This window comes from Rhodococcus sp. IEGM 1307, from assembly GCF_030056915.1.
In the GTDB taxonomy this organism is placed as follows: domain Bacteria; phylum Actinomycetota; class Actinomycetes; order Mycobacteriales; family Mycobacteriaceae; genus Rhodococcus_F; species Rhodococcus_F opacus_D.
Map to the genome: position 1 here is coordinate 94665 of NZ_JASHKW010000017.1, position 16339 is coordinate 111003.

At 68.7% G+C, this 16339-nt stretch carries 17 protein-coding genes and 1 pseudogene; 9 read left to right on the forward strand and 9 right to left on the reverse strand.

The window, feature by feature from the left end:
* Positions 1-31 precede the first annotated feature (31 nt).
* Positions 32-967, forward strand: coding sequence for a DMT family transporter (locus tag QM841_RS28815; protein WP_280783031.1), 936 nt, complete (start codon positions 32-34; stop codon positions 965-967).
* 3 nt (positions 968-970) lie between these two features.
* On the opposite strand, the gene QM841_RS28820 is transcribed toward QM841_RS28815, so the two are convergent.
* The 4 genes from QM841_RS28820 to leuS all read right to left on the reverse strand — a co-directional run bounded on the left by QM841_RS28820 (position 971) and on the right by leuS (position 5409).
* The gene (locus tag QM841_RS28820) at positions 971-1426 is read right to left on the reverse strand and encodes a DUF5994 family protein (protein ID WP_283334668.1); all 456 of its coding nucleotides are present in this window, start codon (positions 1424-1426) and stop codon (positions 971-973) included.
* The gene (locus QM841_RS28825) at positions 1423-1932 is read right to left on the reverse strand and encodes a DUF5994 family protein (RefSeq protein ID WP_280783033.1); all 510 of its coding nucleotides are present in this window, start codon (positions 1930-1932) and stop codon (positions 1423-1425) included. The genes QM841_RS28820 and QM841_RS28825 overlap by 4 nt, the downstream gene beginning before the upstream one ends.
* A gap of 124 nt (positions 1933-2056) precedes the next feature.
* Positions 2057-2506 (reverse strand): DUF5990 family protein, encoded by a 450-nt coding sequence (locus QM841_RS28830; protein WP_283334669.1) that lies wholly within the window; start codon positions 2504-2506, stop codon positions 2057-2059.
* 65 nt (positions 2507-2571) lie between these two features.
* Positions 2572-5409 (reverse strand): leucine--tRNA ligase, encoded by a 2838-nt coding sequence (leuS, locus tag QM841_RS28835; RefSeq protein ID WP_283334670.1) that lies wholly within the window; start codon positions 5407-5409, stop codon positions 2572-2574.
* Between the two features lie 115 nt (positions 5410-5524).
* Here leuS and QM841_RS28840 point away from each other — a divergent pair, with 115 nt between their 5' ends.
* Positions 5525-5926, forward strand: a complete 402-nt coding sequence (locus QM841_RS28840; protein ID WP_283334671.1) for an SdpI family protein — start codon at positions 5525-5527, stop codon at positions 5924-5926.
* A 22-nt stretch (positions 5927-5948) separates the two neighbouring features.
* Entirely contained in the window at positions 5949-6920 is a 972-nt protein-coding gene (locus QM841_RS28845) for a DUF1648 domain-containing protein (protein WP_283334672.1), read from the forward strand.
* Between the two features lie 32 nt (positions 6921-6952).
* Here QM841_RS28845 and QM841_RS28850 read toward each other — a convergent pair whose 3' ends face one another.
* Positions 6953-7630, reverse strand: coding sequence for a FadR/GntR family transcriptional regulator (locus QM841_RS28850; RefSeq protein ID WP_283334673.1), 678 nt, complete (start codon positions 7628-7630; stop codon positions 6953-6955).
* Positions 7631-7698: 68 nt separating this feature from the next.
* On the opposite strand from QM841_RS28850, the gene QM841_RS28855 reads away from it, so the two are divergent.
* The 3 genes and pseudogenes from QM841_RS28855 (at position 7699) to QM841_RS28865 (ending at position 10070) form a co-directional block, all read left to right on the forward strand.
* A complete protein-coding gene (locus QM841_RS28855; RefSeq protein ID WP_283334674.1) occupies positions 7699-8979 on the forward strand; it encodes an MFS transporter in 1281 nt (426 codons plus the stop codon).
* Positions 8976-9226, forward strand: a pseudogene (locus QM841_RS28860) (bile acid:sodium symporter); the annotation flags it as partial. The gene QM841_RS28855 and the pseudogene QM841_RS28860, both read left to right, overlap by 4 nt.
* Positions 9227-9287: 61 nt before the next feature.
* Positions 9288-10070: a Mut7-C RNAse domain-containing protein gene (locus QM841_RS28865; RefSeq protein WP_283334675.1), complete on the forward strand. Its 783-nt coding sequence runs from the start codon at positions 9288-9290 to the stop codon at positions 10068-10070.
* On the opposite strand, the gene QM841_RS28870 is transcribed toward QM841_RS28865, so the two are convergent.
* The 3 genes from QM841_RS28870 to QM841_RS28880 all read right to left on the reverse strand — a co-directional run bounded on the left by QM841_RS28870 (position 10058) and on the right by QM841_RS28880 (position 11688).
* Positions 10058-10234 carry a hypothetical protein gene (locus tag QM841_RS28870; protein WP_174233816.1) on the reverse strand — a complete coding sequence of 59 codons (177 nt, stop codon included), beginning with the start codon at positions 10232-10234 and terminating at the stop codon, positions 10058-10060. The two genes, QM841_RS28865 and QM841_RS28870, sit on opposite strands and share 13 nt — an antisense overlap.
* An 85-nt stretch (positions 10235-10319) precedes the next feature.
* Entirely contained in the window at positions 10320-10925 is a 606-nt protein-coding gene (locus tag QM841_RS28875; protein WP_009476712.1) for a YqgE/AlgH family protein, read from the reverse strand.
* A 67-nt stretch (positions 10926-10992) separates the two neighbouring features.
* The gene (locus tag QM841_RS28880) at positions 10993-11688 is read right to left on the reverse strand and encodes a TetR/AcrR family transcriptional regulator (RefSeq protein WP_283334676.1); all 696 of its coding nucleotides are present in this window, start codon (positions 11686-11688) and stop codon (positions 10993-10995) included.
* Positions 11689-11833: 145 nt separating this feature from the next.
* Between QM841_RS28880 and QM841_RS28885 the strand changes: the two genes are divergently transcribed.
* Entirely contained in the window at positions 11834-12775 is a 942-nt protein-coding gene (locus QM841_RS28885; RefSeq protein ID WP_283334677.1) for an NAD-dependent epimerase/dehydratase family protein, read from the forward strand.
* A gap of 10 nt (positions 12776-12785) precedes the next feature.
* Entirely contained in the window at positions 12786-14084 is a 1299-nt protein-coding gene (locus QM841_RS28890; RefSeq protein WP_283334678.1) for an MFS transporter, read from the forward strand.
* Between the two features lie 8 nt (positions 14085-14092).
* Here the strand turns inward: QM841_RS28890 and QM841_RS28895 are convergent, their stop codons facing one another.
* Positions 14093-14503, reverse strand: coding sequence for a PaaI family thioesterase (locus QM841_RS28895; protein WP_009476716.1), 411 nt, complete (start codon positions 14501-14503; stop codon positions 14093-14095).
* 276 nt (positions 14504-14779) lie between these two features.
* On the opposite strand from QM841_RS28895, the gene QM841_RS28900 reads away from it, so the two are divergent.
* Complete coding sequence (locus QM841_RS28900) at positions 14780-16324, forward strand: glycoside hydrolase family 183 protein (RefSeq protein WP_283334737.1); 1545 nt, start codon at positions 14780-14782, stop codon at positions 16322-16324.
* Positions 16325-16339 lie beyond the last annotated feature (15 nt).

A 16339-nucleotide genomic window follows, 5' to 3' on the forward strand; every position in this document is an offset into this window, starting at 1 on the left:
CCACCGCGGACCGCTCGACGCGTTCGAGTCCATGGGCGATAGCACCACCCGCGGCCGCAGTGCCGTCGCCTGGGGATGCGGTGCGGCCTCCGCGGTCGCCTACGGACTCACCCCGACGTTCGCCGCGATCGGCTACGCCGGTGGAGTGTCGCCGGCCGTCCTCGTCTGCCTCCGCAGCCTCGTCGGTGCCGCACTCCTGCTACTCCTGGCCTGGTCCACCGGAAGACTGACGGGCGTGACCTGGAAGTCCGCTGTCGGGCTGTGCGTCGTCTGCGGCCCACTGTTCGGAATCCAGCTTCTGTGTTTCTTTGCGGCAGTGCGGGTTACCGGTGCCCAGATCGCGGTCGTGATCGTCCACATCTACCCACTGTTCGTGATGGCACTGGTCTGGGTGCTCACCCGGAACAGGATCCACCGCGGTCAGTTGGTGCTGGCCCTCGCGATGTCCGGCGGCATCGCGCTCGTCGCAGGCGCGGGCGGCTCCGCCGTCGCCCTGAACGGGGCGATACTCGCCCTCCTCAGCGCCGCCGGGTACGCCGTGTATCTGGTGGTCGGGGAACGATGGGTGCACCAGGTCAGCCCCGTCGCCGCCGGCGGACTGGCGTCACTCGGCGCCGGAATCGCCACCGGCACGATCGCCGTCGTCGACGGACAGTCCTGGACGTTCGCACCCAGCGGGTGGGGGTCCATTCTGTTCCAGGGGCTCCTGCTGATGCCCATCGGGATCGGCTGCTCCTTCATCGCGGTGCGCGCGCTCGGCTCGGCCTCGGTCAGCCTCCTCGGACTGCTCGAACCGGTGGTCGGGGTGCTGGCCGCACAGATTCTGCTGGGCGAGCAACTGTCGCCGGTGCAGTGGGCGGGAATGGCCGTCGTCCTGATCGCGTCCGCAGCACTGCCGTGGATGCGGGAGAAGCGTCCCCGTCACGTCGATCGGTCACCGGCCCTCCACGACGCCGAGAGTCGATAGCGACTACTGGTCCGGAGCGAGACCCACAGCCCTCTTCATCGCCTCGAAAGCGTTGTCGGCGTCGGTATTGGGCCCGACGATCAAGATGTCGAGGCGACGTCCGTCGGTACCGAAGACGTACATGATGTCGGTCGGCTGATCCGGATCCGGGCCGGACACCTCGATGCCGTCCCGCCGGTCGATGCCGCGTTGCGAGATGCTCAGCGAGTTCCAATCGAAGGCGACGCGTTCGGTCGTTCCCACTCGATCCGTCAACGCGCTGATCAGGTCGTGCAGTTCGGTGGTCAGATTGGTGGTTCGGGGCCACCACGCCCCGTCGACGCCCTCCGACACCTCGCCGCGAGCGCGCAGGAGCAGCCTCGGGGTCCGGGTGGGTGCGTCGAAAGGCTGCCCACCGTCGGCCGGCCGAGAAAGTCCCAGCCCACGACCGGAATGCGTGATGTTGTCGTCGTGCGTCATCGTTCACGTCCCTTCGCGCTCGCAGTGCGGTCGAAGCCATCCCTGATGCCCGACATCAGCAACTCGTCGGCGGTCAGGGCACTGTTGGGGTTGGCGGCCGTATGCATCGTCGAGTCGGCATAGCGGGCATCGGCCTCGGGAGGCACCACCAGGAGCGTCAACCTCGTCCGCTTCAGACCGCTCACGTACAGGGTGTTGAGCGGCTGGTACTCGTAACCGTCGAGATGCACCGATCGTCCCGCGACCATGACCCGGCGCGGCGCAGGAAGCCAGGCCTTGAGGTCGTACACGACTCGATCGACCACACCCATCCGAACCGCCACCAGCGCAACCAGATCCGCAATCTCCACGGTCAGGTCACGGGACCGGGGCCACCAGGCGCCGTCCACCGTGCCGGCACCGGGCGCTTCCGGCTTCAACCGAAGCCGCGGCGACTGCGCCGGGCCGCCACGAGTATGGGCGCCGTGAAGACGACCGGGAAAGTTGCGATCCTGTTGTAGCGTCATGACGACGCTCCCGCCTCGGCCGCAAAGCGGCCGATATCTCTGTCGGCGGCGACGCGATCTCGGGCGTTCGCGTACGAAGTGCCGCCGATACCCTCACCCTACGCGCAGGGGGTACGGCGATCGGCTACGCCGACCACTCGACCAACGGCGGACGCACCGCCGCGCACAGCGGGTTTCCCCGGGCGTCGGTGAGCCCGAGACGCGCCGTGATGCGGCCGGCAGCCGACGCCGCGTCCGCAGTCGCCGGATCCACCGCGTCCCACATCAACTTCGCCCGGCGGAACATGTCGAATCGGCCGTCGGCATCGAGCGTCCCCCACGACAGGTAGACGAACCGCGCGCCCGGCCGGCCCTGCACGTACGGTCCGGTGATGTCGAGACCCGTCGGCGTCGGGGTCGCCGTGCAGTCGAGAACCCAGCGCGCCGCGGTCGCGTCTCCCGGATGCAGACCGAGTAGGTCGCCGTGTGCACCGCGGCGTTGCACCGCCACGTGGATGTTGTCGTAGCCGGGGAAATTGGTTCCCGGCGGGCACGACGATCCGGGAAGGTCGGTTGCCTCGATCACGAGTTGCACCCATGTATCAAACCACCCGTGAGTACTTGTTAACCGCCGGTGGTTAATAAGTACTCACGGGCGCGTCAGCGCACTATGTTGACCATCCTGCCGGGAACGACGATCACCTTGCGGGGATCCTGGCCGTCGAGGAGCGCCACGATCTTGTCGTCGGCCAGCGCGATCTTCTCGATCTCCTCGCGCGGGGCGTCGGCGGCGACGGTCACGCGGCTGCGGACCTTGCCGTTGACCTGGATCGGGTACTCGACGGTGTCTTCCACCAGCCACTTCTCCTCGGCCACCGGGAACGGTCCGTGGGCCAGGGACTTCTCGTGCCCGAGCCGCGACCACAACTCCTCCGCGAGGTGCGGGGCCAGCGGTGCCAGCATCAGCACAAGCGGCTCCACCACCGAGCGGGGGGCACCGCCGGGGTACGCCTTGGTGAGGTGGTTGGTGTACTCGATCAGCTTGGCCGCGGCCGTGTTGTCGCGCAGCGCCGTGTAGTCCTCGCTCACACCGGCGATCGCCTTGTTCAGCGCGCGCAGCGTGTCCTCCGTCGGGGCGTCGTCGGTGACGCGCACTGCACCGGACTCCTCGTCGACGACCACACGCCACGCACGCTGCAGGAAGCGCTGCGCACCGACGACGTCCTTGGTCGCCCACGGGCGGGACGTGTCCAGCGGACCCATCGACATCTCGTACACGCGGAGCGTGTCGGCGCCGTACTCCTCGCAGATCTCGTCCGGCGACACGGAGTTCTTGAGGCTCTTGCCCATCTTCCCGTACTCGCGGTTGACCTCGATGCCCTGGTGGAAGAACTTGCCGTCCTTCTCCTCCACCTCGTCCGCGGGTACGTACACGCCGCGCGCATCGGTGTACGCGTACGCCTGGATGTAGCCCTGGTTGTACAGGCGGCGGTACGGCTCGCTCGAGCTGACGTAGCCGAGGTCGAACAGCACCTTGTGCCAGAACCGCGAGTACAGCAGGTGCAGCACCGCATGCTCGACTCCGCCGACGTACAGGTCGACGCCGCCGGGATCGTTGGGTCCGTGGATCTCCGGGCGCGGACCCGTCCAGTACCGCTCGTTCTCCTTGTCGCAGAACACGTCCGGGTTGGTGGGGTCGATGTACCGCAGCTGGTACCAGGAGCTGCCGGCCCACTGCGGCATCACGTTGGTGTCGCGGCGGTACGTCTGCAGTCCGTCGCCGAGGTCGAGTTCGACGTTGACCCAGTCGACGGCCTTGGCCAGCGGGGGAGAGGGCTCCGAGGACGCGTCGTCCGGATCGAACGACACGGGTGCGTAGTCCTCGACCTCCGGGAGCTCCACCGGCAGAGACGATTCCGGCAGGGCGTGCGCGTTGCCCTCGGCGTCGTACACGATCGGGAACGGCTCGCCCCAGTACCGCTGGCGGGCGAACAGCCAGTCGCGCAGTTTGTACTGGATGGTGCCCTTGCCGGTGCCGTCCGCTTCCAGACGGTCGGTGATCGCCTTCTTGGCGTCGGCGACGCTCATCCCGTTCAGGAAATCGGAGTTCACGATCGTGCCGTCGCCGGTGTACGCGTCCTTGGTGAGGTCGCCGCCGGAGATGACCTCGACGATGTCGAGACCGAACTCGGTCGCGAACTCGTAGTCGCGGTGGTCGTGACCCGGGACAGCCATGATGGCGCCCGTGCCGTAGCCGGTGAGGACGTAGTCGGCGATGAACACCGGCAGCTCGAGCCCGTTCAGCGGGTTCACCGCGTAGGTACCGAGGAAGACGCCCGTCTTCTCCTTGTACTCCTGACGCTCGAGATCCGACTTGGCCGCGATCGACTTCCGGTACGCCGCAACCGCTTCGGCAGGCGTAGCGGCACCACCGGTCCAGCGCGAATCGACACCCTCGGGCCACTGGGCCGCGACGATGTCGTCCACCAGTTCGTGCTCCGGCGCCAGCGTCACGTACGTCGCGCCGAACAGCGTGTCCGGACGCGTCGTGAACACCTCGATCTCATGACCGTCCGCCTGGAACTTCACCTGCGCACCGTGCGAGCGCCCGATCCAGTTGCGCTGCATGGTCTTGACCTTCTCGGGCCAGTCCAGGTACTCCAGGTCGTCCACCAGACGGTCCGAGTACGCGGTGATGCGCATCATCCACTGCTGCAGGTGCTTACGGAACACGGGGAAGTTGCCGCGGTCGCTGCGACCGTCCGCGGTGACCTCTTCGTTCGCCAGCACCGTGCCCAGACCGGGGCACCAGTTGACCATCGAATCGGAGTGGTAGACGAGGCGGTAGGAGTCGAGGACGGCCTCCTTCTCGGACACGGACAGCGACGCCCAGTCCCGTCCGTCCTCCAGCGACCGCACGCCCGACACGAACTCGGCCTCGAGCTCCGAGATCCGCCGGGCCTTGCCCGCCTCCTTGTCGAACCACGCGTCGTGGATCTGCAGGAAGATCCACTGCGTCCAGTGGTAGAAGTCGGTGTCGGTGGTCGCGAATGTGCGGCGTTCGTCGTGGCCGAGCCCGAGGCGGCGCAGCTGCCGCTTCATGTTGACGATGTTGGCCTCGGTGGTGGTCCGCGGGTGCGTACCCGTCTGCACCGCGTACTGCTCGGCAGGCAGACCGAACGCGTCGTAGCCGAGGGTGTGCAGCACGTTGTGGCCCTGCATGCGGTGATAGCGGGCGAACACGTCGGTGGCGATGTAGCCGAGCGGGTGACCCACGTGCAGACCCGTCCCCGACGGGTACGGGAACATGTCCTGCACGAACAACTTGTCCGCGGGAACGTCGCCGGCGAGGGGACCGACCGGGTTGGGCGCGTTGAACGTGCCCTCCTCGCTCCACCGGTCCTGCCAGCGCTGCTCGATCTGGCCGGCGAGCTCCGCGGTGTAGCGGTGCTGCGGGGTCGCGTCGGACGGGTTGGCGGGCTGCACGTGCTCGGTCACTGTGGTCGCTATCTACTTGGCTGACATTCTGAATTAGGGGGATACCGTCAACCAGGGTAGAGCCTCACCCCACCCGGGCTCACCTGCGCGTCCGGGTCCGCCGTATCCTGGTCTCGTGTTGATTGCCTCCGTCGTGCTGTTCGTGCTCGCCGTCGCTGTCTCCGGTGTCGCCGTTGCAGGCCTCGCCGAGCGCCTCCCGCGCAACCGGTGGGCGGGTGTCCGCACCCCCGAGACGATGCGCGACGATCAGACGTTTGCGCTGGCCAACAAGGTCGCAGGGCCCACCCTGCTCGCCGCGGCCGGGCTCCTCGTCATCGGCGGAATCGCCGCAATCCTGATCGGTGGAGTCTTCGGAATCGGTGCCGTCCTCGTCAGCGTCGTGGCCGCCGCTCTCACCGCGGCGACGGGCGGATCGCTCGGTGCCCGTGCCGCCGCGGCGGTGCCCGCCGCCGACACCGGCGAGTGCGGCAGTTCCTGCGGTGCGTGCACGCTGAAGGGCGCCTGCCAGCCGTCCTGACCGGCTGCCGACGGCCCGTCCATTGAAGTCCTCGCGCGTCGTCGACCCCGCAGGCGCAGTGTTCGGTCTCCTGCTGCCGGTCGTCGCCGCCCTGTTCGGGGTGATCCTGACGAAGGTCTGGGAACCGCGGCTTCCGGTGGAGATCGCCACCCACTGGACCACCACCTCGCCCGACGGCTTCTCCACCCCGATGTCCAGTGCCTGGACCTTTGCCCTGGTGACAGTCCTGTTCGGTGGCGGATGTGCCGCGATCGCCGCACTGGCCCAGGCGATGCTGATGATGCGCCGCACGATGCTCGTCGTCGGACTGTCCGTGGTCGGTCTGATCCTGACCGTGCAGGTGGTGCTGCTCTACGTCCAACTCGACGTCACCGACGTCTCGAGTACCGAACTTCCGTTGTGGTCGCTCGGCGTCGGTGTCGTGATCGGCGCGATTGTCGGCCTGCTCGGCGCCGCCCTGCTGCGCGACTACCGGCCCCGGGTGTCCGCCACCAGTCCTCCCGACCCCCGGTTGCCGCGCGCCGACGACCCGGCGACGGTCGCGGACACGGTCGGTTTCGGCACCGTCGGCTCGCTGGTGCTGCTCCTGCTGCTCGGTGTCGCGCCCGCTGTCGCCGTCTGCCTGCTCGTCGACGGGTGGTGGCCGCTCGCGGTGTTCTTTCCCGTCGGGCTGCTGATCGTGAGCCTGCTCCGCTTTCGGGTGATCGTCGATCCGTCCGGCATCCGGGTGGTGAACATGGGCATGACCGCCCTGCAGTACGGCATCGACGAGATCGAGGGCGCCCGCGTCGACGTGATCAAGCCGTTCGACGACTTCGGCGGCTGGGGACTCAAGGTGAAGGGCCGACGGAACTACGGCGTCGTGACGAGGACCGGTCCCGCCGTGATCGTCACGACCGCGTGCGGCGACCGGCTGACCGTCACCAGCGCACGGGCCGAAGAGCTGGCCGGTGCGCTCAACACGTTCGCCGACAGGCGGCTCCGCCACCCGTGAGTGGCCCGGGAGTGCAGGGACTCGCTAACCACTCACGGGCGGGAGGCCTGGTGCACCGCGTCGAGCACGCGGTCGAGGTAGCCGAGGGCGGCCCGGACCGCGGCGTCCTCGTCGCGGGCGGCGATCGCGTCGATGACGGCGCGATGGTCGTCGGTGGTCAGCGACGGGGGGTGGACGCCTTCGGTGAAGTCGTAGGTGGCGCGGGTGGGTTCGAGGATCCCGGCGAACAGGTCGGACAGCACCGGATTGTGCGCGGCCTCCACGACCCCGAGGTGGAACGCGAGGTCGGCGTCCGCGAATCGGGACGGCTGATCCGTCGTTCGCTGCCGCTCGTCCAGTAGCGCGGACAGGGACCGCAGGTCGTCGTCGGTGCGGCGACCGCACGCGAGCCGGACGGCCTCCGTCTCGAGCGCCCGCCGGACCTCGAAGACGTTCAGCATCTCGGCGACCGCGACCTGCCGCCCGAGCAGCCCGCCGATGTCGGTGCGGGCCCGCACGAACGTCCCGGACCCGCGCCGGATCTCGAGGATGCCCGTCGACGTCAGGGTCTTGATGGCCTCGCGCACGGTGTTGCGCCCGACCCCGAGCAGCGTCATCAGCTCGGGTTCCGTCGGGATGCGCTCGCCCACCGTCCAGTCGCCCTGGGCGATCCGGCCACGCATCCAGTCCAGGGACTGCTGATACGCGGATTCGCGCCGAACCACTGTCATGTACTCATCCTCACACCTCGCCGGCTCGCGACTCACGACCGGCCCGCCTAAACTACGTAGGACGTCCCATGTATTCGGACAGCCCGAGGAGGCGACCCCACACGTCCACGTCAACCGCTCATGCCGACACCGTCCCGACCTCCACCGCCCGCACCAGCCGCCACTTCCATGGCCTGAACTACCTCCTCGTCGTGCTGCTTCTCGGCGCCAACATCCCCACGGCGCTGTACTCGCTCTACCGCCACGAGTTCGGATTCACTCCGCTGGTCCAGACGCTGATATTCGCCGTCTACGTCGCCGGACTGCTTCCCTCGCTGCTGTTCTTCGGCCCGCTGTCCGACGCACTCGGACGCCGTTTCGTGTTGCTGGCCGCCATCTCCTTCAGCCTGCTGGGCGCCGTGGTCCTCGCGTTCGCCGACTCGACCATCTGGCTGTTCTTCGGCCGAATCGCCCAGGGCATCGCCGTCGGTGCGTGTTCGGCCGCCGGGTCCGCCGCCCTCATCGAGCACGAACCGGCCCGGAACCTCCGCCGCGCAGGTCTCGCCGCCACCCTCACCACCGCGCTCGGTGCGTCGCTGGGCCCGCTGTTCGGCGGGGCCGTCGCGCAGTATCTCCCGCACGCCCTGGTCCTGCCGTACGTGCTGTTCGCGCTGGCGCTGCTGCCCGCGCTGATCATGGTGCTGCTGCTCCCCGCACCCACCGGCGGGCAGTCCCACCCCACCCAGTTGTTCCAGGTCCCGCACGTCCCCGCACCCATCCGCCAGGTGTTCTGGCTGTCCTCCCTCGGTGTCGCCCTGGCGTGGGGCGCCGTGGGCCTGTTCCAGTCGGTGGTCCCGACGTGGATCATCGGCCTGCTCGGCGTGGACAACCTCGTGGTCGCCGGCGGTGCCGCCGCACTGGTCATGATCTGCTCGGTGACAGCGCAACTCGTGGCCAACCGGCTCGGAACCGTGCTCTGCCGAACCCTGGGCATCGGTGCCGTCGGTGCAGGCATGATCGGGTTGCTCGTCGTCGACTTCGTGCCGTCCCTCGCCCTGCTGTGCGTCGTGACCGTCATCGTCGGTGTGGGGCACGGACTCTCGTTCGCCGGAGCGATGCGCGCGGTGGGTGCCGCCGCCGCGGAGCACGCCCCCGACGCCCAGGGCGGGACGCTCGCCGCGTTCTTCACCGTCGGCTACGTCGGCCTCGCCGTGCCGTCCATCTGCGCGGGCATCGCCATCACCGTCCAGGGCATGCACGTCGCCATCATCGAACTCGCGATCATCGGCGCCGTCCTGTGCGGCGTCCTCGCGGTGCTGAGCGTCCGCACGAAGGGTCGTGACCACGCCGTTCTACCCTTGATGCAGTGAAATTTCGCAGCCGGTTCCACCTCGACGGGTTCGTCCTCGGCATCGTCGCCGTGGCGATCCTGGGGAGTGTTTTCCCGTGTCGGGGACCGGTCAGACCGTGCTCGAGTGGGCCACCCGGATCGCGATCGGCGTCCTGTTCCTGCTGTACGGCGCGCGGCTGTCGCCGCAGGAGGCGCTGAAGGGACTGAAGCACTGGCGGCTGCATTCCGTCGTGTTCGCCGCGACGTTCGTGCTCTTCCCGCTGATCCAGAAGTATTCGAGGCGCAGCCGCGAGGAGTCGGCCAGTACTGTGGCATGAGGGATGTGAAATGCCGATGCCCGGGCCGCTTCGTCACTGCGAGTTCCGCTTCTACGAGGAGCTGAACGACTTTCTGCCGCCGGTACGGCGCAAGCACACGTTCGAGCACGAATTCGACGGCACCCCGTCGGTGAAGGACCGGATCGAGGCGCTGGGCGTCCCGCACACCGAGGTGGATCTGATCCTCGTCGACGAAGTGTCGGTCGATTTCGCGCACCTGCTGCGCGGCGGCGAACGGGTCGCCGTGTACCCGATGTTCGAGCGACTCGAGCTGACCGGAGTCACGAAACTGCGTCCCCGACCGCTGCGGGACCCGACGTTCGTGCTCGACGTGCATCTCGGCCGACTCGCCCGCTACCTCCGCCTGCTGGGATTCGACACCCGCTACCGCAACGACTTCGCCGACCCGGAACTGGTGGACATCTCCCTGTCCGAGCATCGCATCGTCCTGACCCGGGACACCGGCCTACTCAAGAGGTCGGCGCTCACCCACGGTGCGTTCCTGCACGAAACGAACCCCCGCAGGCAGTTGCGGGAAGTGCTGGACCGCTTCGACCTTCGGTCGCGAATCTCACCGTTCACGCGGTGCGCGCGGTGCAACGGACTTCTCGCGCCCGTTCCCCGTGCCGAGGCGCTCGCCGAGGCACCACCGGGCGTCGCGGGCAACGAACACGAGTTCAGCCGGTGCCGGGACTGTGCGCAGCTGTACTGGCCGGGCAGCCATCTTCCGAAGCTGCGCCGACGCCTGTCGGAGGTCGGGGTGACGCTCGAGGTGGATTCTCAGGATGCGTGACGCAGCTGCTCGGCGAACTCCGCCGAGCACACGCAGTCGCCGAATTCGTCGCAGTCGATGATCAGTGCGTGCCGGACCTCGGACAACTCGACGCACGACTCGTCCGTGCACTCTGCTCCGTAGAGCGCGTGCACGATCAGTGTTCCGTGACAGGTGTCGATCACGTGTGCTGTCCTCCTCACTTCGTTCCCCACCTCTGTTGATACCACCCGTCCCCGACAGTCCAGGGACGTGCGCGGGGTGTGTCGGCTAGTTGCGCTCGACGTCGATCGGGTGAGTGGCGAGCAGGGCGAGGGGGAGCGGCTGCCGGCGCAGCACCTGCGCCCACACGTCGACCCGGGCGGGAGCGACCACGTCCGACGCGAGCGCCGAGATCACGATCCAGTCGTCGCGCTGGAGTTCGGAGTCGAGCTGGCCGTACGTCCAGCCGGAGTAGCCGGCGAAGATCCGGACACCCTCCACCAGCGGGGCGATGACCTCGGGGTCGGAGTCGAGATCCACCATCACCACGCGGCCGTGGACCCGGCGCAGACCCGCGACACCGTCGGCCTGCGCACCGGTGCGCAGCGTCGCCAGGCACAGTGCGGCGTCCCGTTTGACGGGGCCGCCGACGTACAGCGCGGAGGGGCGCGCGGCGAGCGGCGCCCACTGTGGCAGCACGTCGTGCACCGCGGTTTCGCTGGGACGGTTGATGACCACGCCGAGGCTGCCGGCGTCGTTGTGCTCGATCACATAGATCACGGTGCGACGGAATGCGGGTTCGACGAGATCTGTGGACGAGACCAACAGGCTGCCGGGCCGGACCACCGGTTCCGTCGACGCCGTTCGATCTTCGGGTTCTTCTGCGTGCGCCACCTGAACATCATCCCACCGCGGCGGACGCGATGTGACGGAGGACGCGACGTGCGTCCGGTTCGCCGCTTTACGCCGCGGGCAGCCCCGCCGTCTCGGCCAGAACCGCGAGGTGGTGCTCGAACAGTGCCCCCGGTGTGGTGAACGTGTCGGCTCCGTACTGCCCGAACACCTCGAAGTTGACCGCCCCGAACAGCGCCGACCAGACCAGCACGCCGCGGGCGAGCAGAGGGTCGGGGGTGGTGAGTCCGAGTTCGGCGCGGATGCGGTCGAGGTCTGCCGCGAGCTCGTCGTCGATGGGCGCCGCCGCGGCCGCCTCGAGCCTGCCCACCCGGAACGCATTGTCGAAGATCCCGACGAGTGCGTAGATCACCCGCGTCCCCGGAGTCGTGGTCTGCTCGCCGGGCGCCTGGTAGCCGGGAACCGGGCTGCCGAACAGCAATCCGTAGCGGGCGGGCTCACGCAGCGCCCACTCGCGCACCGCCCGGCCGAGTGCCAGGAACTGTTCCCGCGGTTCGGCGGCGGACGCGACGGCTGCCTCCGCGGCGTCGCCGAGTTCGTTGTATCCGTCGACGACGAGCAGCGTCAGCAGTTCGTCGCGGCTCTTGACGTACCGGTAGACGGCGGAGGACACGACGCCGAGGTCCCGCGCGACGGCCCGCAGCGACAGGGCCGCGGCGCCGACCGCGGCCAGCTGTTCGCGTCCGATCCTCGTGATGTCCTGCAACGTCTGTTCGCGGGCGCGCTCCCGTGGTGTTCCTGGCATGGGGTCCAGGGTGGCAATTTCAGAGAGCGGTGTCAACAAAGGAGAGCAGTGCTCTTGACAATGAGGTCGAGGGGGAGCATTCTCGAATCAGACAGAGAGCAGTGCTCTCGAATCGTCGAAATCGACTCACACAGCAGGAGCGGACATGTCGAACATCGAGATCGTCACCGGAGCAGGACCCGTCGGCTGGACCGTCGCCCTGCAGCTCGCCGAGCAAGGGCGCCAGGTGCGGGTCCTCACGCGGTCGGGCAGCGGCCCGGACCATCCCCTGATCGAGCGGCGGAAGGTCGACGTCTCCGACGCCGACGCACTGCGTGAGGCATTCGACGGAGCAGTCGCCGTCTACCACTGCATCCACGCCGCCTACAGCGCGGACGCGTGGGAGCGCGAACTCCCCGCCGCCGAGCAGACCGTGCTCGAGGCCGCAGGCCGCGTCGGCGCCGTCGTAGTGTTCCCCGAGAGCCTCTACTCCTACGACACGTCGCACCAGCCGATGACCGAGCACACGCCGCGGTCGGCCGACTCCGGCAAACGCGGCATCCGGACCCGGTTGCTGAAGGCCCGCGCCGAGTCCTCGACCCCCACCGTGAGCGTCGTCGCGTCCGACTTCTTCGGACCGCAGGTGCTGAACGCGCACGCCGGCGAGCGCATGGTGCCCGTCGTCCTCGCGGGCAAGACGATGCGCGTCCTCGGTTCCGCCGACCTGCCCCACTCGTTCACGTACGTTCCCGACTTCGCGGCCGCGATGATCGTCGCCGCCCACGACCCCGCGCTGTGGAACTCGGTGCTGCACGCACCGACGGTCCCGGCCGTCACCCAGCGGCAGATGGTCGAGGCCTACGCGAAGGCCGCCGGGGTTCCCGCCCCGAAGGTGAGCACCCTGCCCGGCTGGGTGATCCGCGGCGGCGGGCTCGTGCACCAGGGGAGCCGCGAGCTGGCCGAAATGCTGTACCAGTTCGAGGAGCCGTTCGTGATGGACTCGTCCGAGAGCGAGGCCCGGCTCGGGCTGACCCCGACCCCGCTGGACCGTGCCGCCGAGGAGACCGTCCGGTGGTGGCAGGACAGGTCGGTCGCGGCCGCCGGATAGGGTCCTGTGAATGGCGAAACAGCTCGGCAACCGGCGCGAGGCGTGGCGCAGAACGGCGTACACCCTCCGGCGGTCGCCCGGGCTGGCCCGCCTCGCGACGGTGCGATTCGCCAGTCAGCTGGGCGACGGCATGTTCCAGACGGCACTCGGCGGCGCGATTCTGTTCAACCCGGAGCGCGCAACGGATCCCGTCACGATCGCCGCCGGTTTCGCGGTACTGCTGCTCCCGTACTCGGTGATCGGACCGTACGCGGGCGCGCTCCTCGACCGCTGGGACCGCCGCGCCGTGCTGCTGTGGGCGAATGTTCTGCGCGGACTGCTGATTCTGCTGACCGCCGTGTTGCTGGAGACCGGGACCGGTGAGTCCGCGCTGCTCCTCCTCGCCCTCGCCGCCATCGGCGTGAGCCGGTTCGTTCTCGCGGGAGTCTCGGCGGCGCTGCCGCGAGTGGTGCACCGGTCCTGGCTCGTGGCCACCAATTCGGTGCTCGCCACCGCCGGCTCCGTCGTCGCCGCACTCGGAGCCGCGACGTCCGTCGCCATCATCTCCCTCGTGGGCGCCGGCGACCGCGGCTCGGGAATCGCCGTCGCGACAGCCGCCTGCGGTTCCGCGGTGGCCGCGTTCGCGGCGTCGCGCTTCCACCATCGGCTGCTCGGCCCGCACGCCGACGAGAAACCCGAATACGGGGCGGTCCGCGCCGTCGCGGCCGGACTGCGCAACGGGGCGGTCGCCGTGTGGCAGTCACCGGGCGTCACGACGGCGATGATCGGAATAGGCACGCACCGGATCGTTTTCGGTGTCAACACGCTGATCATGGTCCTGGTGCTCCGGGACACCGCCACCGTCAGCGCCCTGCCCGGCGGTCTGGCCGGTTTCGGCGTCGCCGTCGGCGCCACCGCCGCGGGCATGCTGCTGGCGGCGATCTCGACGCCGTTCCTGATTCCGCGCGTCGGACGGTCCCGCACCATCGTCGGCGGCCTGATCCTCGCCCTCGTCGTGCAGTGCACGCTTGTCGCGACGCTCACGCAGGCGTCGCTGCTGTGCGGTGCGCTCCTCCTCGGATTCGCCGGGCAGTCCATCAAACTCACCGGTGACGCGGCAATGCAGATCGAGATCGAGGACGACCGCCGCGGACAGGTGTTCGCCCTGCAGGACACGGTGTTCAACGTGGCGTTCATCGCGTCGATCGCCGCAGCCTCCCTCGTGATCGCCCCCGACGGCCGGTCACTCGGGCTGGTGCTGGCGGGTGGTGCGGTCTACGGACTCGGACTGCTCGACGTCCTGTTCAACTCCCGACGCGAACCCGCCTGACAACCGAGCTATTTCGACCCCGGCATCGGCACGTTCTGCAGCCGCACCTGACCGCGGGCCACCTCCTTGCCGGTGTCGGTCGCGGTGATCACCACCGACCACAACTGCTGCACCCGACCCTGCTGGATGGGCACCGCGACCACGTCGACCCGTCCCTCGGTGCGGGCCCGCAGGAAGTCGGTTCCGTTGTGCACACCCACCGCGAACTCACCACGGTCGGCGACGGCAGTGCTCGCACCGATGCTCGCGGCCGATTCGACCGCCGTCGTGTAGACGCCGCCGTGCACGACTCCCCACGGTGTGTGGTGGTCGGCGGACAGGTCGATGTGGCCGACGACCTTCGTCCCCGACACCTCGTCGAGTTCAAGGCCGGCAGCGGCGACGAAGGCGCTCGCCGCCTCCCGGGTCAGATCGGTCATGATGCGTTCTCCTCGTCGAACACTCGGTTAGTTTGAAATCCCAACCCACTGTGCCCGGCTTCGGCACCGACGTCAATGGTCCGGTAGTACCGGTTCCACCTACGCCCGATGAAATTCACCTGTGCGACAGTGAGACCGCACTGTGACCGGACGGGCCGGGCTCGTGCGCCGAGGATGCCGTCGCCGGGTGTTATCTTCAACCCGAACGTGCAGGTCGGTCCACCGTTACTCCGACCACCGATCTGGAGGGGTCCCGTGGTCGAGAAGTCATGGTCTGTGGCCGGAGTGCCGCTGTGCGTCGCGGCCGTCGTGGCCGCGACGATCGGCTTCACCGCCGCCCCCGCCGCGGCCGAGACCACTCCGTGGCTGCCGGTGAATGCCTGCGGCGAGACCGGGTTCAACCCGGCAAAGGAGCCTCCGAGTCCGGGCGGCGGCCCACTGCTGCCGCCCCTTCCCCCGACCGTGAGCATCCCGATTCCGTACCCCGACTTCGTGCCGGTGCCGGTCCCCGGACCGACCGCCGACCAGACGCGTGTCGCCCAGGACCTTCCCGCCGACCCGTGTGCGGACCCGTGCCCCGACCTCACCGATCCGGTCGACGAACCGGAGACCGAGCCCGGGTCCTCGGGTTCTGCAGGCTCTTCCGGTTCCGCGGGGTCGTCGGGTTCTGCGGGGTCGTCGGGCTCGAGTGCGCTGACCATCCCGAAGATCTCGATCGATCCGCGTCCCGAGACCATTCCCATCCCGGTTCCCGGCGGCCCCGGACCCGAACCGCAGCCGGCGCCTCCCGTCGAGATCAACCCCGCCGAACGTGGTTCCCTCACCGCACCCGTGGCGAAGCCGGAGGTCGGCGACGTCCGGTTGGTGTCGCAGCTGACGGGCCGCGGTTCGGAGAACCGCACGGACAAGCGCTGGCAGGTCGACGGCACCGACCTCGGCATCACCTGGGAGACGAAACCCGGTGAGGTCGCGGTCGCGTTCGGCGACACGTTCGGCAAGGACTGGGCTCCGCCCGGCGCGTTCGGCGAGGACTGGCGGAGTAACGTTCTCGGCCACAGCACCGACACCGACCTGTCCGACGGCATGACCATCGACAGCATGGTCCAGGACAGCCGGTGCCATGCCGCCGAGATCATCGACAGCAGGCACATCAACAACTTCGAGACCACCACCATCCCCACGTCGGGGTTCGCGATCGGTGACCGTCAGTACCTGAGCTACATGTCGGTGAAGCGCTGGAGCATGGTCCCCGGCATGTGGTACACGAACTACGGCGGCATCGCGTACTCCGACGACAACGGGCAGACCTGGACCAAGGACCAGCACGCCAAGTGGGACAACATCTTCGGCGCCCGCTTCCAGGTGTCCGCGATGGTGCCGCAGGGCGACTACGTGTACATGTTCGGCACCCCCAACGGGCGGATCGGCACCATCGGCCTGGCCCGGGTGCCGGTCGATCAGGTCCTCAACACCACGTCGTACCAGTACTGGTCGGACGGCACGTGGACCCCCGTGTCCCAGCACCTCGCGACCCCCATCGTCGGTGAGGTGGCCAGCGAACTGTCCGTCCGCTACGACGCGACCGCGGGCACCTGGCTGATGAGCTACCTCGAGCCCGTCGGCGGCTCGATCATCCTGCGGCAGTCGTCGAGCCCGCAGGGTGTGTGGTCGGACGGCGCGACGCTCGTCGACACGGCCGACTACCCGATGGCGTACGGCGGCTTCATGCATCCGTGGTCGACGGACAAGGATCTGTATTTCACGATCTCGGAGTGGGACAGCTACAACGTCTACCTGATGCACGCGTCCCTGCACCCGTGAGTACTTGTCAACCGC